At 41.4% G+C, this 20076-nt stretch carries 15 protein-coding genes and 4 pseudogenes; 4 read left to right on the top strand and 15 right to left on the bottom strand.

The genetic code is table 11. From position 1 onward, the window contains the following. Positions 1–3: 3 nt before the first annotated feature. From M5V91_RS04195 to M5V91_RS30265, 8 genes and pseudogenes are all read right to left on the bottom strand, one after another. On the bottom strand, positions 4–1668 hold the full coding sequence (locus M5V91_RS04195; RefSeq protein ID WP_252245133.1) for an amidohydrolase: 1665 nt from the start codon (positions 1666–1668) through the stop codon (positions 4–6). Between the two features lie 16 nt (positions 1669–1684). After that, positions 1685–2893 carry a sodium:solute symporter family protein gene (locus M5V91_RS04190; RefSeq protein ID WP_369425972.1) on the bottom strand — a complete coding sequence of 403 codons (1209 nt, stop codon included), beginning with the start codon at positions 2891–2893 and terminating at the stop codon, positions 1685–1687. Beyond that, the gene (locus M5V91_RS30275; RefSeq protein WP_369425933.1) at positions 2884–3144 is read right to left on the bottom strand and encodes a hypothetical protein; all 261 of its coding nucleotides are present in this window, start codon (positions 3142–3144) and stop codon (positions 2884–2886) included. Before M5V91_RS30275 ends, M5V91_RS04190 begins: the two co-directional genes overlap by 10 nt. 277 nt (positions 3145–3421) lie before the next feature. Beyond that, positions 3422–5191, bottom strand: a complete 1770-nt coding sequence (xsc, locus tag M5V91_RS04185) for a sulfoacetaldehyde acetyltransferase (protein WP_009333732.1) — start codon at positions 5189–5191, stop codon at positions 3422–3424. A gap of 93 nt (positions 5192–5284) precedes the next feature. Continuing rightward, positions 5285–6645, bottom strand: a pseudogene (locus tag M5V91_RS04180) (aspartate aminotransferase family protein). Between the two features lie 63 nt (positions 6646–6708). Next, on the bottom strand, positions 6709–7842 hold the full coding sequence (gene ald / locus M5V91_RS04175) for an alanine dehydrogenase (protein ID WP_009333730.1): 1134 nt from the start codon (positions 7840–7842) through the stop codon (positions 6709–6711). Between the two features lie 192 nt (positions 7843–8034). Further along, entirely contained in the window at positions 8035–8478 is a 444-nt protein-coding gene (locus M5V91_RS30270) for a GntR family transcriptional regulator (RefSeq protein ID WP_369425932.1), read from the bottom strand. After that, positions 8469–8759, bottom strand: coding sequence for a GntR family transcriptional regulator (locus M5V91_RS30265; RefSeq protein WP_369425931.1), 291 nt, complete (start codon positions 8757–8759; stop codon positions 8469–8471). Before M5V91_RS30265 ends, M5V91_RS30270 begins: the two co-directional genes overlap by 10 nt. A 212-nt stretch (positions 8760–8971) precedes the next feature. Between M5V91_RS30265 and M5V91_RS04165 the strand changes: the two genes are divergently transcribed. Continuing rightward, complete coding sequence (locus tag M5V91_RS04165; RefSeq protein WP_071155677.1) at positions 8972–9424, top strand: nucleoside deaminase; 453 nt, start codon at positions 8972–8974, stop codon at positions 9422–9424. Positions 9425–9468: 44 nt separating this feature from the next. On the opposite strand, the gene M5V91_RS04160 is transcribed toward M5V91_RS04165, so the two are convergent. The 4 genes from M5V91_RS04160 to M5V91_RS04145 all read right to left on the bottom strand — a co-directional run bounded on the left by M5V91_RS04160 (position 9469) and on the right by M5V91_RS04145 (position 11587). Continuing rightward, positions 9469–10035: a hypothetical protein gene (locus M5V91_RS04160; RefSeq protein ID WP_071155679.1), complete on the bottom strand. Its 567-nt coding sequence runs from the start codon at positions 10033–10035 to the stop codon at positions 9469–9471. A 38-nt stretch (positions 10036–10073) separates the two neighbouring features. Continuing rightward, positions 10074–10565: a MarR family winged helix-turn-helix transcriptional regulator gene (locus M5V91_RS04155; protein ID WP_251156122.1), complete on the bottom strand. Its 492-nt coding sequence runs from the start codon at positions 10563–10565 to the stop codon at positions 10074–10076. Positions 10566–10663: 98 nt separating this feature from the next. Continuing rightward, positions 10664–10900 carry a hypothetical protein gene (locus M5V91_RS04150; RefSeq protein ID WP_009333725.1) on the bottom strand — a complete coding sequence of 79 codons (237 nt, stop codon included), beginning with the start codon at positions 10898–10900 and terminating at the stop codon, positions 10664–10666. 66 nt (positions 10901–10966) lie between these two features. Beyond that, entirely contained in the window at positions 10967–11587 is a 621-nt protein-coding gene (locus tag M5V91_RS04145) for a YitT family protein (protein ID WP_251156123.1), read from the bottom strand. A 271-nt stretch (positions 11588–11858) separates the two neighbouring features. Here M5V91_RS04145 and M5V91_RS04140 point away from each other — a divergent pair. Beyond that, positions 11859–12502: pseudogene (locus M5V91_RS04140) on the top strand (2OG-Fe(II) oxygenase). 129 nt (positions 12503–12631) lie between these two features. On the opposite strand, the gene M5V91_RS04135 reads toward M5V91_RS04140, so the two are convergent. The 3 genes and pseudogenes from M5V91_RS04135 to M5V91_RS04125 all read right to left on the bottom strand — a co-directional run bounded on the left by M5V91_RS04135 (position 12632) and on the right by M5V91_RS04125 (position 15362). Beyond that, entirely contained in the window at positions 12632–12763 is a 132-nt protein-coding gene (locus M5V91_RS04135; RefSeq protein WP_256815916.1) for a hypothetical protein, read from the bottom strand. 160 nt (positions 12764–12923) lie between these two features. Beyond that, positions 12924–14400: pseudogene (locus M5V91_RS04130) on the bottom strand (flavin monoamine oxidase family protein). Positions 14401–14600: 200 nt separating this feature from the next. Then, entirely contained in the window at positions 14601–15362 is a 762-nt protein-coding gene (locus M5V91_RS04125; protein WP_009333717.1) for an SDR family oxidoreductase, read from the bottom strand. Between the two features lie 182 nt (positions 15363–15544). On the opposite strand from M5V91_RS04125, the gene M5V91_RS04120 reads away from it, so the two are divergent. Further along, entirely contained in the window at positions 15545–16147 is a 603-nt protein-coding gene (locus M5V91_RS04120; RefSeq protein ID WP_009333715.1) for a TetR/AcrR family transcriptional regulator, read from the top strand. A 656-nt stretch (positions 16148–16803) separates the two neighbouring features. Next, positions 16804–20066 (top strand): annotated as a pseudogene (locus M5V91_RS04115) (trifunctional glycoside hydrolase family 18/polysaccharide deacetylase/glycosyltransferase family 2 protein). The last annotated feature ends 10 nt before the right edge of the window (positions 20067–20076 follow it).

Below are 20076 nucleotides of genomic sequence, written 5' to 3'. Positions count from 1 at the left end.
TATCTATGAATGAATATAAGCTTTTTCTGTATTCTCCCACACAACCTTACCGGAAATAATCGTCGCCAAGATAGGAATATCTTTTAATTCCATTGCTGGACAAGTTAGAGGATCGGCCTCCAGGACAACAAAATCTCCTCTTTTTCCTTCTTCAATGGTGCCAGCAGAATCTTCTTCAAAGTTCAGAGCTGCCCCGTAAGATGTCATCGCTTTTAAAGCTTCCAGAACATCAATTTTTTGATCATCTCCAAGCACTTCACCTTCTAAAGTGATGCGGTTCACAGCCGCCCATATGGAAAACAGGGGCGAAATTGGGGTAATAGGACAATCAGAATGCAGTGTGAACAGCAAATTGCGGTCAACCGCATCAGCCAAAGGATTAATTCTAGCCGCTCTCTTTTCACCCAGGAATATTCTGCGGTGCCGATCTCCCCAATAGTAAACATGATTGATGAAAAACGAAGCTGCTACACCTAATCTTTGCATGGCATCAAGGTCTTCACTTCCGGCAGTCTGTACATGTTCAATCCGATGCCTGTGGTCTTCCATCGGACTTTTTGACAAAACATAATCGAAAGCCTCAAGGATAGATCCGATTGCCCGATCTCCATTTCCATGAATCGCAATCCTAAATCCTCTCTTATGGAGATCCAGCATTTCTTCTGCAAATTTGTTTTGATCATGCAGCAGCTCACCATATACAGATTCATCACAATGATAGGGTTTGCGGAGTGCACCTGTAAGTCCCTGGATGGATCCATCCTGAAATAATTTGGCACTATCCAGTGAAGCTCTGTTTTTAGTGCGTCTTTTTAATTCAAGATCCAGCTGATCTGCAGTATAACCGGAAAAAGCACTTCCCTCTCTTAAAAGATGATGCAAGATCATTAGCCGCATATTCATCGGATTCTTTCCTGAATTAATGGCCGCTATATGCGCATTTAATTCCTCTATTCCTCTGTCAAGGCCCACACCGGCATCTGTACATGTGGTGATCCCCTGAGACAGGTACACCTTCGCCGCATTCCCAATATTTTTGATTTGTTCATCACTTGACGGAGAAGGCAGGACTGGAAAAATAAATTCCAGGGCAGGTATTTCATGAATGACACCATCCAGCCTTCCATTATCATCCCGTGTAAAGTACCCGCCATGCGGATTCGATGTGCTTTCGTCGATTCCAGCCAATTCAAGAGCTTTGGAATTGGCAGCACCAAAGTGCCCTGAAATATGCCGGATAAAAACGGGATTGTCCGGAGCTGCCTGATCTAAATCAGACCTGTTCGGATGTCTCTTGTCCTCCAAGAGGGTATCATCATAACCCCACCCCATGATCCATGCCCCAGGTTTCGCTTTACCGGCTCTTGCTGCTATTTCTCCCTTTATATCACCAATGTTTTTATTCCGTGGGGATCTGCAATCAACATAATTCAGCATTTGACCGTACATTAATAAATGACTATGAGTGTCTATAAAACCAGGAAGCAGCGCAGCCCCTTTTAAATCCAGGATCTCAATATCAGGACCGTCTGGAACTTCCGTACGCTCGGGCTCGGTTTTATTCCAAATTTTTTCGATGATGCCATTTCTGACAAGCAGTGATTTTGCCTTAGTATTATGTGGATCAAGCGTGATGATATTTGCATTTTTTATGATAAGGATACTCACCCTTATCCCTCCTTATTTAGACAGCTTTGTTTTCTGCTGAATCGATAGCGTCTATCTTTCTATTTGCTGAAGGAAGGTCTTCCCAGTAAACAGCTATTACATTTTCTGATGATGAATGTTTTGTCCAGAGACTAATTATGACAAGCGAACAAAAAGAGATGATAAAGCCAGGTATGGTCTGATCTATTCCTGTATGGAGAAGAGGCCATAGAATGGTCGTGAAACAAGCAAGAAGCATGCTGGAAATGACAGCGGTGTTGGTTGTCCTTTTCCAAAACATAATAGCCAGAAACGGAAACACCAGAGTGGTTGCTGACAGCCTGAGTGCCCATTGATACATACTGACTATATCTGTTAATGCAAAGGCAACTGCCAGTGATAATACCGATATAATCACTACACTCAAGCGGGAAACAAACATCATTTGCTTTTCTGTTGCATTGGGATTTAATAGCCGGTGATACAAATCCTGAGTAATATTAGAGCTTCCCTGTAAAATGAAGGAGTCTGCACCTGTCATAAGTGCTGATAGGAGTCCGATCAGAATAATGCCGCCAATATACGGAGGAAGCATTTCCACGGTTACATAGGAGAAAATTAAATCTGGGTGAATATCGGCTGGCACAAATTGCCTTGCCATAATTCCTATACTATAAGGAAGCACAGAAATACATAAAGTAATGGCATAACCGGTTAAGCCTGCTTTAATGGCGATATCTTCTGTCTTAGAAGCAAAGATACGCTGCCATGTAGATTGCCAGACCAAGTAGAACGGAGCCACAGAAAGAGCAAAAAGCAGTACATCCCCAAGGCCATTCGCACCAAGCGGAGTCAAAAAATCTCTCGGCGTGTTACTGAGAATGTGTTCCATTCCTCCGCCAAATTGCAAGGCGGCATATGCAAGCATAACAATCCCTGCAATCAGAATTACGCTTTGAATGGCATCCGTTACAATTGTCGCTACTAAGCCGCCCAAAATCGTAAAGCCGAGAATCAAAATAAAAGACAGCACAATTCCAGTTTTCACATTCATATTAAAAGCAATGCTGAATACGGTACTCATCCCTACAATCTGCAGGGCAGTAGTGGGTACTGAGTAAATGAAAGCAGATAACACTGATGGAATGATACCGGTTTTTGATCCAAATCTTTCACTAAATAGGTCCGCCAGTGTATATAATCTCTGTCTTCTTAATGGACGGCTAAAGAAGAAGATCAAGAGCATACTGACAAGCATGGCTGGTAAAGCAAATTTAAAAATCCCGATACGCCCATTGTGAATCCCATTCCAATCCAGCCAATAAAAACAGCAGCGCCGCAATTCGTGCTGATGATTGTGCCGACAATATTCCAAAAACCCATATTCCAGCCTGCAATTAAATAACTGTCTGAGGTTTTTATTTTTGTAAAATAATAGATTCCAATTGCAAACATGAATATGAAATACGCCAAAATGTATCCAAAATACCAGCCCATCGACTGCCCCCTTTATTTTTTCTTAATATTCTGTAAATTATTGACAGTAATATCTTTTATTTGGATTCCACTATATTGGTCACTTCCCTATGATTATAGGTCAGATTTAGGATTTATCGGTCATTTTTTATTTTAATCGGCCATCTTTTCTAATATATCGGTCAGTCCGCGTCATAGGAACTTTCTAACATCAGCATAATAACGATCTCTTCAAACTCGTAAGCTTTCCTTTAAAAAGGAGCTTAATCAAAAATCTATTAAGCTCCTTCCATTTTACCTACCAGTTTTTATGATCCAGGTGAGCATATTTCGGCAGAAGGCGAGTCGGCATCTTTAACGCATCTTTGCGGAATGGAGGTGCCAATTGCGTGCCATCCACCTGAATATCAATGACTGTCGGTTTATTGGATTTTATAGCCTGGAGAATGGCTGGCCCTACATCCTCAGGTTTATCTACACTAATTCCTTGTGCCCCCATGGACCTTGCTACCTCTGCAAAGTCGGGATTCTGGATATCTGCTCCTACAAAGCGATTATTATAGAAATCTACTTGGTTCTTCTTTTCTGCACACCAGGCATTGTTATTAAAAACACATGCCACTACTGGAATGTTTTCCTCTACAGCCGTACTTACTTCATGCAGGCTCATTCCCCATGCGCCATCCCCTACGATGGCCACTACAGGGCTATTCGGATTTGCAAGCTTAGCGCCTAATGCTGAAGGATAGGCAAAGCCTGTATTCCCAAATGTTAAGGCTGCCACATGCTGGCGGCCGGAATTGAATTTTAAATAGGCATTTGCGGTAGAAGATACATTCCCGATATCTGTAGTAACAATCGCGTTTTCCGGAAGGACCTTAGTAAGCTCCAGGAGCGCCCTGCGCGGATTGATTGGATTTCCTTCCACCATGGCCAGATCCACAAGTTCTTTTTCCCATTGCTCTTTTTCATTTGTGACTCTTGCCATTCTTTCAGAATTGAATTGCTTACTTGGTACTTTTTCTTTTAGCCGTTTTGCGATTTCAACAGAAGCTGCTTTTGCATCTCCAATGATCCCAATTTCTACTGGATGGGTCCTGGCGATATTGCGTGGATTGATATCAATTTGGATAATCTTTGCGTTTTTCGGAAAATAATCAATGTCATAGCATGGCAATGTTCCAAATACAGATAATCTAGTACCGATAGCCAGCACCACATCTGCATCCTTTAATGTGTTCATAGCTGCTTTTGACCCCATATATCCAATAGGTCCTACCGCTAAAGGTTCATTTGCCGGGAAAGCATCATTATGCATATATGAAACAGCTACAGGAATCGTTAAGTGATCGGCAATTTCCTTCACTGCCTCTATTCCATCTGAATCCACTACTCCCCTGCCGGAAATGATGACTGGGTTCTTGGCAGAAGCAATCAAATCCACAGCCTGATCAATCTGCTCTAATGATCCGCAGCCCCTATTATCAACACGATATTGATGCGGTTCAAGAATGACATCTTCTACTTCCCCATAAAAATAGTCCCGCGGAATATCAAAGAGCACTGGACCTCTCTCTGCGTAAGCGATTCTAAAGGCAGTCCTCAGGCAATCTGCCACACGCCCCGGATGTGTGACCCGAACGGTTTCCTTTGTAATTGCTTTAAAAACTGAAACCTGATCACACTCCTGGAAACCGTCCCATCCGACTGTAGGTGTTCCCGCTGATGGAGAAATAACGACCATAGGGGTGTGTGCCTGATTCGCAGCGGCAACAGATGTTACCATATTGGTGATTCCTGGCCCATTTTGGCCAATCACTACTCCTGCAATTCCGCTAACTCGAGTATAGGCATCTTCCATGTGGGCAGCGCTTTGCTCATGCCGCACACCGATGAAGCGGATCCCGGCAGTTGGAAGCAAGTCTAATAGATCCATAAATGCCGATCCCAAAATCCCGGAAATATGTGTGACACCTTCCTTGACCAAAGTTTCTACAATAGCCTCACTTGGTGTCATTTTCACCTTTTTTGTTTTGATTTCTGCTAATTCTTTTTCTGCTTTTGCCATTACGAGCACTCCTTTCCGGTTTTAAAAGTTCCATATATTTAAATGGATAGAAGCCCTGTAAAAAAGAGCTCTCATCCAGATACAACTTTTTGTCTAAATCTCCTTAAATGCACTTTCGACCGTCCTGACAACGAATTTTAAATCTTCTTCTGTAGATGAAAGTGGCGGAGCTATAATAAGGACATTATTGAAACCAGGCACTGTATCCCCATTTCTGCCAATGATCAGGCCTTTTTCTTTACATAGTGCAATGATCTTTGCCATTAATTGATCTGATGCCGGCTGCTTTGTTTCCTTATTTTCAACCATTTCAATTCCATACAAGAAACCGGCGCTTCTGACTTCGCCTACATTTTTATGAGTCTGCAAATCTTTTAAGCTGCCTAAAATGCTTTCACCCAGAATCTCTACCCTGCTGACAATATTCTCTCTTTCGATTATTTCGATATTTTTCAATGCAACCGCACAGCTTACCGGATGTCCGCCATATGTTGAGACATGGCGGAAATGGTTATCTGTACCTTGCTCTTTAAATTTCTCATAAATTCTGGAATGCACTGCCGTAGCACCAAGCGGGAGATAGCCGCTTGTCAACCCTTTTGCCATCGTTACGATATCAGGCTGAACCCCGCCGAATGCATAAATCCAAACATTTTACCCGTTCGCCCGAATCCGGATACAACCTCATCCATTATCAGGAGGACATCATGTTTTTTGCAGATTTGTGCCACTCTCTGCAGATATTCAGGAGATGGGATAATAACTCCCCCGCCTGAAATGAATGGCTCCATTATGACCGCAGCAACGGTTTCGGACCCTTCCCATTGGATGACCTGGTCAATCATATCAGCTGCGACTTTATCGCAATCCTTCACATCTTCGCCAAATGGACAGCGATAGCTGTAAGGAGGCGGAACATGCAGGAATCCCGGCATGCCAGGATCGTATTTCACTCTCCTGTTGGCCTGTGCAGTAGCACTTAATGCACCTAAAGTTGAACCATGATAGGCACGGTAGCGCGAAATAAATTTATATTTACCCGGATTGCCATTCTGATTATGGTATTGCCTCGCTATTTTGAATGCGGTTTCATTTGCTTCGGAACCGCTATTTGAGAAAAATGTTTTATAGGAATCCCCCAGCAATTCACTAATTTTGGCAGATAACTTAATGGCTGGCGCATGACTTAATGTGAGAGGGAAATACGACAGCTGCATCATTTGCTCTGCTGCGGCCTCTGCAATTTCTTTCCGTCCGTGTCCCAGATTCAGACACCAAAGACCGGAAACACCATCCAAATATCGATTGCCATCCATATCAGTAAACCATGAGCCTTCACCTGATTTGGCTATCATCGGACTGCTTCCTTCTGTATGCCGGCTCATCGCATGCCATAAGTGTTCCTGATCCTGATCAGTTAACTTTTTGTTATCATTCAGTTCTACTGTAGACATATTGCTTGCCTCCTTCTATTTAGTAAAGATTCAGGTATGCATTGTGTCTCTTCTAATGGGGAATCATGTTGCGGCTGGAATTTTGTTTATTAACTCATGGGTGGATGTATAAGGGTAGTTATGCGCCTCTGCAACTCTCTGATGAGTGACCTTTCCATTCATGGTATTGACCCCTTTTTCAAGAAAAGGATACTTAACAATAGAATTTTCAATCCCTGTATTAGCGAGCATTAAGGCATATGGTGCTGTAGTATTAGCGAGGGCATAAGTGGAAGTTCTTGCTACAGCGCCCGGAATGTTTGGAACCGCATAATGCAAAACACCATGCTTTACATATGTTGGAGAATCGTGTGAGGTAATATGATCGATGGTTTCAATTGAACCGCCCTGATCAATGGCAACATCAATAATGACCGAATTCTTTTCCATTTGCCTAACCATTTCTTCGGTTACTAACTGAGGTGCTTTTGCACCGGGGATGAGAACAGCCCCTATCACTAAATCGGCATGTTTTACTTCCTGGGCGATATTGAACGGATTTGACATGACCGTCCTTACCCTGCCGGAAAAAAGATCGTCCAGCTGGCGGAGTCTTTCAGCACTTATGTCAATGATGCTAACTTCTGCACCGAGGCCAACTGCCATTTTTGCGGCATTCGTCCCAACCACTCCACCGCCGATAATCACCACTTTTCCTGGCTTCACACCGGGAACTCCGCCTAAAAGGACTCCTTTCCCGCCATGAATCTTTTCAAGAAATTGGGCTCCAAGCTGGACAGACATCCTGCCCGCAACTTCGCTCATAGGAGTAAGGAGAGGCAATGATCTGTTATCCAGCTGAATGGTTTCATAAGCAACCGAGGTAACTTCTTTTTCGAGCAAAGCCTTTGTCAATTCAGGTTCGGCAGCCAGATGCAAATAGGTAAAGAGAATCAATCCTTTTCGAAAATATTGGTATTCATCAGGCTGCGGCTCCTTAACCTTCATGACCATATCCGCAGACCAGGCCTCTTCTGCACTTGAAACAACTGCTGCACCTGCTTTTTCATATTCCTGGTCAGAGATCCCGCATCCTGCACCTGCACCTTTCTCAATCAGGACTGTATGGCCGGCATCTGCAAACGCAGAAACACTTGCCGGTACAACGGAAACCCGATTTTCATTATTCTTTACTTCCTTTGGCACACCTATAATCATGTCATCACTCCATCCTGCAAAATAAAAATAGTATTCATCACATCATGACGTCATGTCGTCCGTACCAGTTGTTGTATAACTAGCCTCAGTTGTAATTAAAACACAACCATTACTTCTTTTCAATATTTTCTAAAAATTTTATATTATCGGAATTATCAATAGGTATCATTGCAAAATTGCATAACACTGTATTTAACTAGAATTCTTTGATAGTTTTATTCTAAATGAGTACATATCCGAACGAAAATAAGCAGAATAATATTCTATTAAGTTTCCATTAATGTCTGATAATAACCGTTCAATGTGAAGCACACTTAAGGAACATGGAACACCAAGCAAATCGGCTTCTTCTTTAGATAAATAAGTGCTTGTAATCATCTGTTCGGCTTCTGCAAACTTTAAGTTCAGACTCTGCTCAAGCAGATCATACAGTGTTCCCTTTTCAATATCATATTGGGCGAGGCTTTCACCAATTTCAATAGGGTAATACTGACTTTCAAGGGCCAATGGCTTATCGTTAGCATAGCGAATTCGCTTTATAAAGTATGCCTCTGTAAGTCCGCTGGCTTCCACAATTTCTTTTGCCGGAACAACGATGCCATTATCCAATAATTTTGCATCCGGCTTCATACCCATTTTTTTATCACTTCTGTTGTACTGGTAATATTCCCAAGCCACTCCTCAATCGGTTTTTTTGATATAAAAGTGCCTTTTCCGTGGACTTTCTTTAGCACACCTTCGTTTACTAAATGGGAAACCGCTTCTCTCACAGTGCTTCTGCTCACTTTATAGGTATCCATCAACTCTCTTTCACTTGGTATTTTTTCATTGAAAGAACGATTGTCTATTAACTCCTGCAGCTCATTCTTTAGCTGTATGTGAAGCGGAATAGGACTATTGGAATCTAACTCTGTCATAATGGATGCCTCCTTATTATTTTTCTGTAAAATGTATAATTAATTATATAGATTACCTGAATGAATATCCATCCTTTTACAGCAGATGCTGATGCGCGAATTTGAAAATTTTGCTATTGCCAGGCTGTAAAGTCAGCAGATTATTTGGATAACCAACGAAAAAATGATATTAATTTAATTAGAGTCAATTAATTGAAAAAGGATGATTAATAATGGATCACTTCATGAAACGGGCTATAGAACTGGCCATTAATAATGTAAAAGACGGCGGCCAGCCCTTCGGTGCAGTTCTGGTGAAAGAACAGGACATCATTGCTGAAGGAGTGAATGAATTGCATAAAAAGCATGATGTCAGCGGTCATGCGGAACTGCTTGCTATCCGGCGGGCACAGGAGCAGTTTCAAACGAATGATTTAGCCGGCTTTACGATGTATGCAAGCGGGGAACCTTGCCCGATGTGTTTAACTGCCATGTATTTCGCTGGCATCGATAAGGTATACTATTGCCAATCAGTAGACGACGCTTTTCATGCAGGCTTAGGCAAGTCTAAAATGATTTATGAAGATTTGAAAAACGCAAGAGATGACAGGGAACTCAAATTGGTGCAAATGCCATTGCAGGAGGATCAAGACAATCCAATGAAGCTTTGGAAAGAGAACGTTTAACAACTAGCCTCCCATCTCTAAGCAGATGGGAGGCTAGTTGCTTTTCACCCTTTGATATTATCACTCATTCTTTTAACAAACATCGTTAAAAAATAGGCTGCATAAGCAATAGCGATATCAATCAGAAAAATATAAAATTGATTCATTCCTTTGTTAAAATGGACCATACCAGCCCATTCTTCTACCGTGGCAAAAACAAAGGCAAAAACCGCACTTGCTAAAATGGTGTAAAGAAGAAAGCTTTTATTGCGGTTCGTGCAGTACTGATAGATCAGAAGGAAACCGACCGGCAAAGCAGAGGCTGTCATATTCATGGCATAGGGAAACATGGGCAATATAAAATAGGTGTGGACAAAATAACTGTACCTCTCCAAAAAGCTATCGGCGTACGTCCATAGAATGTGCAAGGTATATCCAAAAAAGAAAATCTCAAATATCCTGGTCCGGTCTACTGATAGATATACAATAACAAGAGGCAGCACCATTAGTGCCAAAACCGCCCAAAACTGCCAGGTTCCAAGACCTGAATATTCTCTCCAGTATGAAGAAATGAGGACATTCATCTTTTCGCTTCGTGAATATATTTGCTCCCAATATTCGCTATAACTCATACAATCACCTCCCAAAATGCATCATCAGCCTAAAAGAATTATGCATAATCATAATTTTCTACCCGTGCATCAATCAGCATTTTTCTAAAGGCATCTCCTTTTTGAACCCCTGCTATCTTCTGACCATATTCAAGGAAAGACATAAGCTCGTTTTCGGATAAATGACTCAAATTCAGCGGAAATTGTTCCATCTCTTTTACCTCATCCATAATCTGATCCAATACTTCCTTTCCGCTTTTAGAAATAGCGACAAATTTATAGCGGAGCTGCTTTTTATTGGCCGTGATTTCGACCAGCCCTTTTTCCTTTAACGGCTTTAAAAGCCTAGTTACAGTCGATGGATGCCAGCATCCCAGATCACTTATTTGTGTCGGGGTTATTTTTTGATTATGAGTGCCAAGCAGAAACAGAATATGCTGCTGTGCGGGCGTCAGTTTAAACTTCTTTTCAAGCTCCGCCCACTTCTTTTCCATGCAGAAGTACAGTGCCCTTATGACAAGCAATGTCTGCTGTTTCAATAGAATGTTCACCCTTTTCCCCCTCACTTGCAGATACAATTGTATTTACAAGTATTGTTTGAGAGAGGGTTTATTTTATGCAAAAAAAATAGAGGTTCAATTTCCTGCCTCTATTTTCGTCCTATTCTTTTTTTCACAGAGTTTCTGATTGACTCTATCATCTCCTCAGATAAATTCGCGGGAAGCGATGAGCCATCATTAAATACCCAGGCGTTGATCACCTCAAGATCTGCTTTTTTAAATGTTATGCTAAAAGTATTATTTTCCTGGAGAAATTCAGTTGTGACATATTCTTCTCCATCAAATTCATCATCAATAATCATGCTGGTAATTTCGTATGGATTCACAGGAAATCTCCTTCAGCTTTTTTACGACTTAGGATGCACCTGGCCCATCAAATTATTCGAAAATGTTTAAGTCTTCATTATAATGGTATCTATGGTTTTATAAGCAACAAAAAATGTTGCAAGGGAGTATGCGGCTTCAGTAATGCCGAATAAAAATACAGAACTTCCAAAGATAAAGGTATTCATTATAAGAATGCATTGTCCGATGGTTAAGGGCAAACGTTCGCTGAATAAAATCGCCAAAACTTCTGTTCCATCCAGGCAGGCTCCAAACCGGATAATGAGGCCCACTCCCATTCCGAGCAAGAGGCCTCCCAGAATTATGATCAGCAGCGGATGGTTAGTCACTTCCTCAAATGGGGCCAATATGTATGTCTCCCCTGCCAGCACTGAACTGGCAAACAGGCTTAACACCAAAAATCTTCCCCCTAAAAAGAAAAAGCCTGCCACTAAAAATGGGAGATTCATCAGCAGGATCAAGGCACCCACCTCTACACGAAAGACATGTGAAAGGATGATGCTCAATCCAACAATTCCTCCATCAATAACATAATTTTTCACAAGGAATAATTGCAGGGAAACAGCCACAAGTGTTGCTCCGAGTATGATAATCAGTCCATTTTTAAAGGTGGAAAAATTGCCCTTTCGTCTTTGGCTTAAATAGTATTGAACCCTATTTCTATACACTGGCCATCTCCTTTTGTTAAGACTGGCTTATGTATTGAAATATATTCCGGAAAATCAATAAAATGCAGAAGCCTCCTTTCTATTTTAATAGTTTACCAGTAAAAAAAGATAGAATTCCTTCATATCAGAGTGTAAAATAAATTCAGCCTGTTGAAAAACTGCTGCAGACATCCATTTATTTAGGAGGAAGGAACGCACAAATAGGAATACTTCAAGCAGCTCCTTAATATATCGAATTTTCAGAAAACTAAATAAAAAGAGGTTGATGTACATGGCAATGGATGCATCTAATAAAGAACTAACGATTTTTGATCATGTTGGAAATAAAATAATTACAGAAGATCGAGAAATTCATATAATTGCCAAATTAGCAGAACCATTGATCGTGATTCTGGGAAATGTGCTGAGCGATGAAGAATGTGACCAGCTGATTCAGCAATCAAAAGATCGCATGCAGCGTTCAAAAGTTGCCAACTCCCTTGAAGTTGATGAACTGCGAACCAGCAGCAGCACTTTTTCCATGAAGGGGAAAATGAAATTGTCGCCAGAATCGAAAAAAGAATATCTCAAATCATGAACATTCCAGTTGAGCATGGTGAAGGGCTGCAGATCCTTAACTATAAAATAGGCCAGGAATATAAAGCTCATTTTGACTTCTTCTCTTCGACCAGCAGAGCAGCAAGCAATCCTAGAATCAGCACGCTTGTCATGTACCTGAATGATGTGGAACAGGGCGGGGAAACGTATTTTCCCAAGCTTAACTTCTCCGTTTCTCCACAAAAAGGCATGGCTGTTTATTTTGAATACTTTTATAATGATCAGAACTTAAACGACCTGACACTTCATGGAGGAGCACCTGTTGTCATGGGTGATAAATGGGCTGCTACGCAATGGATGAGGAGAAAAAAATTATAGATAGAAAAACACTTGGGAAAAATTTTCTCCAAGTGTTTTTTAACATACAACAATTTGTAATTGTCCAGCTTCAGCACCTGCCCCCCCCGAGGTCTCAAAACGGGGGCGGGCAAGGCGCTTTCGCTTTTCTTAGAACCACAGTCTCTTATGATAGTCATAATCAGAGGTATCGTAACTCTCTTCCCCTTCTGGATTAGGGGCACACTTTTCACAAGGTTCTTCCTGCTGGCCATGTTCACATTTTTCCATTAAAAGTTCCATTTGAACGCATCCCCCTTTCCTATCTGTTATTTCAATTATATTGAAAGCGTTTACAGCTGTCTTGTACAATTTGTTGGAAAATCGTTAAAAAGTGCCTATCCAATGGCACATTTTAACGTCAAAAACAGACATTCCTGTCGCATTTTAGCTTTTGCCTCCCCTAATAGCTGCGGGGCAAATCGGTTACTTCACGTGCAACCCTTATTCCTGATTGAATTGCCCCTTCAATCCATCCCGGGGCTAGGGACGTGTGATCCCCGGCGAAATGGACTCTTCCCTCCGGAACAGGAATAAATGGGAATAGCTCAGTTTCCTGGTTCGGTTTGAACATGGAGAAGGCTCCGCCAGAAAACGGATATTGTGACCAGCTATGGGAGGCGCCTGTTAAGAAATACTCGTAAACCTGATTGCCATGAACGACAGCCAAGTTGTCAAGGGCATTCCGAATCCGATCTCCTTCTTTAAGGTTATCCCAGGATAAAGTATCATCTTCCCATGTATAGCTTGCCATAATGATGCCGGAACCTGAAGATCCAATCAGATGGCTCGGATAGGCAGCGAACCGAATGGGCAGATCTGTCATCAGCTTTCCTCCCTGCAAACCTTCGCGTTCCCAAAAACGCTGTTTAAACTGCAGCCCAATTTTCGTGGAGGAAACATAATGCAGTTCCCTGATGGCTTTCCATTTATTAGGGGAAAATGATTGCCGGGGAACGATTTCAACGAAGGACAGCAAGGAGAAAGGTATAGTTAAGATGGCAAGATCACCACTGACCGTCAAAGGTTTTTGACTCAAGGTATGTCTGGCATGGATTGTAACCTGCTGAGGATCCTGTTCTATTTTTGTCATTTGGTAACCGAAATAAAGGTCTTCTTTTAACTGGGGCAAAAATGCATTTGGAAGCTTGTCATTCCCTCCTTCTACTTCATAAAAATGAATGTCCGGGCTAAATAAAGGAAGCAGTTCCCGCAGAATCGCAGGAAACGACAACTCCGGGAAGCCTTCCAGACCAAGCAAAACTTTAATGCTTTCAAGGGCACCAGGTGATAAACTCGGTCCAACCGGGTTGTATCTGAGAAAGAAGCTCATCGGATACCGGTCAAATTCTCTCACTATAATATTCCAATTTTGAGCAGGGTTTTGATTAATAAAATCTGCTACTGGCTTAATGGCCATCGTAAGCAGCTCCTCCGCCGTCTTCCCCTTTTCATGCGGAGCAACAGGATAACGCAGGATATCAGGGTTTTGCTGATATATGGTGCGATTTATTTTAATGCCATTGGCAAAGATAAGATCCTGGGGAGTTGTGTTCCGGAATTCATTTACCTTTAAGCGGAATTTTTTTATATATTCCAAAACTAAAGGGTGGGTATGAGGAATGCGCATGGCTCCCACATCCAGATACATTCCGTCCATAAAAGGTTCTCTCATTGTAAATATTCTGCCGCCAACCCTTTGTGTTGCCTCTAAAACCGTCACATCATGCCCTGCTGCCTTCAGCAGGGAAGCGGCAACAAGACCTGACATACCGGCTCCGACAACGATTATTTTTTTGGACCTTAGAAATGCCGAGACCGTTTCTGATGATGGATAGCATTTCTTCTGTATTTACCTGTGGATCCCGATAAAAGACCATACCTATTCTCCTCCTGGGGATCTGCCAAAAAGTTATTACTTTATCATACTGCCGGACAACTTCAGATTATGATTCTTTTATGAATTTGGCAGCTATGCATGAATCAAGACACGGCCAAAACCAGTTAGCTTATATGTCGCGAAAAAAGGCACCAAATCATCATGATTTGATGCCTCACCATTTTTAAATATGATTACCCTTTAGAATGCTGCAGTCCACCCGCCATCAGCAACAATCACGGATCCATTAACAAAGCTGGAATCATCAGATGCCAGGAATAATGCGACCTGTGCAATTTCCTCCGGCTTTCCGACTCTTGGCATTACACCCTGAACAGCTTTTGTACGGCCGAATCCAAATTCGTTCAGGTTTTTCATTGAAGCAGCGATGTTTGTTTCCACTCCGCCTGGTGCAATGGCGTTACAGCGGATGCCGCTGTTTGCGTACATATAGGCAGTGTTTTTCGTAAGCCCTATAACTGCATGCTTTGAAGCCCCATAAGCAGCTCCCGCATGGGCACCATTCAATCCGCCTGTAGAAGCAGTATTGATGATTACCCCTTTCCCTTTTTCTAAAAAGAGCGGGATGGCTTTTCGCATGGCGCGCATGACGCCCTTCGTATTGATATCAAATATTAAATCCCATCGTTCGTCCTGGATGTCTCCAACGGGTTCAAATCCGTCCATAATCCCTGCGTTATTCACCAGGATATCCAGCGTTCCAAATTCATGTACTGCTGCATCTATCATTCCTTCAATATCTGCTTGTTTTGAAACATTAACCTGAACAGCTTTGGCTTTTCCGCCATTCTCAGTAATTCCCTTTGCCACAGCCTCTGCCCCTTCCAGGTTCAGGTCAGCTGCAATGACACTTGCACCTTCCCTTGCGTACAACTCCGCAATCGCTTTTCCCATTCCTGATGCTGCACCTGTTACAATCGCTACTTTATCCTGAAGCTTCATAAAGACTTCCTCCGTTCGGTTGAATGTTTTAGTGAACACTTGTTGATTATCTCTTACACCTTTATAATATGGTAATAAAACCTTCCATTCAATCAGCAAATGAACGGCAATTTGTCTACTATTGAACACATTCATTGTATTTTGATCATTTTTTCATCCAATTTCTACAATGGAGGCCATTTATGTCCAATAAGCAAAATCTCCCTATTGACCGAAGAATAACTAAATCTAAACAAGCCTTAATGGATGCCCTATTATCCTTAATGCAGACGAAAGAATTCAAGAAAATAACTGTAACAGATATCGTGAAGACAGCCAATCTCAACAGGGGGACCTTTTATAAGCACTATGAATACAAAGAAGATCTCCTTGATGAAATTGTCGATGATGTTATAGCAGACCTAATCTCTTCCTATCGCGAACCATATAAGGACACAGAAACCTTCGAGTTAAAGACCCTTACCTCTTCTGCCATTAAAATCTTTGAACATGTCAGTCATAAAAAAGAATTCTATTCCCTAATGGTAAAATCCAATGCATTATCTGGATTGCAGAGCAAATTGTGCGATGTACTGAAAGAGGTAACTTTGAGAGACCTTAAAGGTGTACAGTTTAACCCCAAAATTAATCGTGAACTGCAGGCAAGCTTCTATGTACATGCCATGCTGGGAATGATTACGGAATGGATAAATCATGGGTTTGAATATGACTCAAATTATATGTCGGAACAGCTGCTGGAAATCTTACAGAGCAGACAAGGTGATAAGGTGTTCAAATTAACTTAATTGAAACAATTATCACTTACTTACATTAAACCATGGTAAATCGCGTTAAATACCATAAAAAAGCAAACACATTTTTTTATCCCACCCCCAAAATTAAAGAACCACAACCTAAATTTTTGTTGATGGTCATTTTTTGTCGAAAAATTGACCCATTGGATGTTTGGAGCATACACTCCAAAAGCTATTAAATTATTATAGATAATTCGACATTACTTTTGGGGGGAATGAATGTGGATCGTTTTTTCAGGTGGATTGTCAGATCTTTGTTTGCACCTGTCTCCGGAAATGCAGGAGCGATTGCAAGCACTCTAGGGTTTTTTCTGGCATTTTTACCTTTGGAAAGTTTTAGTATTCCATTATTGTTTGTTTGTTCACTGCTGCTGCGCCTAAATATTATTGCCTTATTCCTGGGCACTCTGATTACTGTTTTTATACCCTACATACACGAGCTGCCTTTCATGGATTTTGGCCCATTTGAAGAGTACTGGTTCATTTCATCACTTAAAACCAAAATAGTAACCTCGGAATCAATTGCATCAGGAGTCTTCGGAGGCTTGGTTGGACTAGTCTGCTATTTTTTCTTCCACTGGTTTTATAACCTGGGTCTGAAAAAAAACGAGGGAAAGCAGGAATATATATTTCTTGATCCTGCTAAAATGCGATGGTCCCTGATTAAGCGAATGAGCGCTGGCTTCATCCTATTAATTGCTGTTATATCGACATTTTTCATACAGAGTTTAAATACAGCTCCAAAGCTTCCTGAACTGCATCTAGATCAAAGCGTATCAAGTTCCGGGATCAATCCGATAAATAAGCCCTTCAATGAAGAAGAATTGGCATCACAGATTCAAAAGACAACTTCTTCAGCGGCTATTTCAGAAAAGCCAAAGATGGCACAAATTGCACGAAAGCAAGAAGTGTATGGATTCTATGTCAATTGGGACAAGAATAGTAAAACATCCTTCAAGAAAAATAAAGAGTCCATAACCACTCTAGTCCCTGAGTGGATGCAGGTTACTCCAGATCTAAAGCTCAAGTCTTCAATTGACCGGTCCATAGTAAAAGAAGCAAATAAACATGAAATTAAGATTCTGCCATTAGTGAATAATTTTATAGACAACAAATGGGATTCAGATGTTCTTCACCGGTTATTCACTGCCCCAGGTGCTGACGATCTCTTTATTAAAGAAATGCTTTCTTATGTGATAACAAATGGCTTTGATGGTATAAATATAGACTTTGAAGCAATTAAACCAGCCGACAGGGATCATTTTACTCAGTTCATGAGTAAAGTTTATAAAGCCTTCCACAAAGAAGGCTTTATGGTGACATTGGATGTTCCGCCCAATGACGAAAGCTACGATTATACTTCTTTAGCAAAATACGCTGACCGAGTGATTGTCATGCTCTATGACCAGCATTATTCCATGAGCACACCAGGCCCTGTCGCTCAAACCGATTGGGTTAAGGAGAACTTGAATCAAGCTGATATTCCATCCGGAAAATTGGTAGCAGGCTTAGGAACATACGGTTACGACTGGGAAGAAGGTTCGGATAAGCCCGCAGCTGACATGACTTTTGGAGATATCATGAAGCTGGGCAGCGAGGCGAACCTTAATATTAATTGGAGTATGAATGCTGGAAACCCCTACTTACGCTATAAAGAAGATGGAAAAAATCATACTGTCTGGTTTTTGGATGCTGCTACTTTTTATAACCAGATGAACCTTGCGATTAATGGCGGCTCTACCGGAATAGCAATATGGCGGCTCGGTTCTGAGGATCCCTCTATCTGGAGTTTTATTAACAAGCCTAAGGAAATCATTAATCCATCTCAAATGCTAAGTGCCTTTGAAAGTCATTCCTCAGCACTTCATACAGGTAACGGAGAGATATTGAAAATCGCTTCACAAGCTGAAAAAGGAAAAAGAACCTTTGAGATGGATTCCAATGGAATGATAAAAAAGGAAAGCTATGTTAAATATCCAAAGCCTTTTGAAGTAATCCGCCATGGAAACTCCAGCAAAAAAGAAATCGTCCTTACTTTTGATGACGGTCCTGATCCAGACTACACACCAAAAATATTGGATATATTGAAGAGGTATGAGGTAAAAGGCACCTTTTTTATTGTTGGAGAAAATGCATTGATGCATCCCCAGCTGGTTAACAGAATTTATGATGAGGGACATGAAATCGGAAATCATACCTTTACACACCCTGATATTACATCCATCACACCATCTCGTTTACGAATGGAATTGAATGCAACACAGCGCTTAATTCAAGGCATAACAGGTCATTCTATGACTCTTTTTCGCCCTCCATACATAGCAGATACGGAACTGGGCACAAGAAACGAACAGCTTCCTATTATGGAAGCTCAGAATCTGGGCTATACCATGGTCGGCCAATCCATTGACTCGGGTGATTGGCAAGGATCTTCAGCAGATGACCTTGTAAATCGAACATTGGATCAGCTGGCCGAAGGTAACGTCATTTTGCTTCATGATGCTGGCGGTGACCGCTCCAAAACAGTGGAAGCCCTTCCGGTAATTATTGAAACTCTTAAAAATAGAGGCTACACATTTACGACAACTGCCGGTTTAATTGGGAAAAGAGATACCGAAATCATGCCTTTTGCTGATCAGGAAAACCCTTATTCTGTTTATGATATGGCGGTATTTAAGGTCATTAAAAGCTGGAACACTGGACTTAGCTTTTTGTTTTACTCAGCCATCCTCTTAGGTGTTTTGCGCATTCTATTTCTTGTTTTCCTATCCTGGAAACAGGTCAAAAGGTATAAAGAGACCCGGATTGACCCTGGCTTTACTCCTTATGTCAGTGTTGTAATTGCAGCTTATAATGAAGAAAAAGTAATTTGCAAAACTGTAGATTCTATTTTATCCAGTGACTATCCGGATTTAGAGATACTGATAATCGACGATGGCTCAAAGGATCATACTGCTCGTGCAGTTGAAGAAACTTTTGCGGACACTCCTTGCGTCCGGTTAATTAAAAAACCCAATGGCGGAAAATCCTCGGCTGTAAACCTTGGATTTAAGGAAGCTAAGGGGAAATAGTAATTGCATTAGATGCCGATACACTCATTGCTGAAAACGCCATCTCTTTACTTGTTAGCCATTTTAAAGATAATCAAGTGGCTGCTGTTTCAGGTAATGTAAAGGTTGGGAATAAGGGGAATCTCCTGACGAATTGGCAGCATATTGAATATGTGACAGGCTTTAATTTGGAAAGAAGAGCCTTTGCGGCTCTTAATTGCATTACCGTAGTACCAGGTGCCATCGGTGCATGGAAAAAGTCTGCGGTTGAAGAGGCTGGTTACTTTAGAGAGGATACCCTTGCAGAAGATACGGATATCACACTTGCACTATTGCGCAAAGGTAAGAAAATTGAGTTCGAAGAAAAGGCTTATGCTTATACAGAGGTGCCTGAAGATATTAAAAGCCTGGCAAAGCAGCGCTACCGATGGGTATATGGCACTCTCCAATGCCTTTGGAAACATCGCGCGGCATTATTTAACAAAAAACATCATTCATTAGGATATGTAGCCTTGCCTAACATGTGGCTTTTTCAATATGTTTATCAAACCATTTCTCCTATTGCAGATATATTGTTCATCTTTGCCCTTTTCAGCCCAAACCCTGAAAAAGCAGCCATTGGATTTGTCCTATTCTACTTGATGGATTTCTTCGCCTCCCTTTATGCGTTCAGGCTGGAGAAAGAAAGCCCTAAACCACTAGTCTCATTGTTTCTGCAGCGAATTTTATATAAACAGCTGATGACTTATGTTGTGGTAAAATCGATCTTCTCCGCTATAAAAGGAGTAGCCGTTGGCTGGAATAAACTTAAACGAAAAGGCAATGTAACTCAGGATAATTCCATTATGAATATTAAATGAATTCAAGAGC

Source organism: Cytobacillus pseudoceanisediminis, assembly GCF_023516215.1.
Taxonomy (GTDB): Bacteria; Bacillota; Bacilli; order Bacillales; family Cytobacillaceae; genus Cytobacillus; species Cytobacillus pseudoceanisediminis.
The sequence above is the reverse complement of the archived record's forward strand: the minus strand, read 5'-3'. Positions and strand labels throughout refer to the sequence as shown.

Excerpts from the sequence above, each read along its gene's own strand:
- M5V91_RS04190 (WP_369425972.1), bottom strand. The coding sequence starts at position 2,893 with ATGCTCTTGATCTTCTTCTTTAGCCGTCCATTAAGAAGACAGAGATTA.
- M5V91_RS30275 (WP_369425933.1), bottom strand. The coding sequence starts at position 3,144 with ATGGGCTGGTATTTTGGATACATTTTGGCGTATTTCATATTCATGTTT.
- xsc (WP_009333732.1), bottom strand. The coding sequence starts at position 5,191 with ATGGCAAAAGCAGAAAAAGAATTAGCAGAAATCAAAACAAAAAAGGTG.
- ald (WP_009333730.1), bottom strand. The coding sequence starts at position 7,842 with ATGATTATAGGTGTGCCAAAGGAAGTAAAGAATAATGAAAATCGGGTT.
- M5V91_RS30270 (WP_369425932.1), bottom strand. The coding sequence starts at position 8,478 with ATGGGTATGAAGCCGGATGCAAAATTATTGGATAATGGCATCGTTGTT.
- M5V91_RS30265 (WP_369425931.1), bottom strand. The coding sequence starts at position 8,759 with ATGACAGAGTTAGATTCCAATAGTCCTATTCCGCTTCACATACAGCTA.
- M5V91_RS04165 (WP_071155677.1), top strand. The coding sequence starts at position 8,972 with ATGGATCACTTCATGAAACGGGCTATAGAACTGGCCATTAATAATGTA.
- M5V91_RS04160 (WP_071155679.1), bottom strand. The coding sequence starts at position 10,035 with ATGAGTTATAGCGAATATTGGGAGCAAATATATTCACGAAGCGAAAAG.
- M5V91_RS04135 (WP_256815916.1), bottom strand. The coding sequence starts at position 12,763 with ATGGAACTTTTAATGGAAAAATGTGAACATGGCCAGCAGGAAGAACCT.
- M5V91_RS04125 (WP_009333717.1), bottom strand. The coding sequence starts at position 15,362 with ATGAAGCTTCAGGATAAAGTAGCGATTGTAACAGGTGCAGCATCAGGA.
- M5V91_RS04120 (WP_009333715.1), top strand. The coding sequence starts at position 15,545 with ATGTCCAATAAGCAAAATCTCCCTATTGACCGAAGAATAACTAAATCT.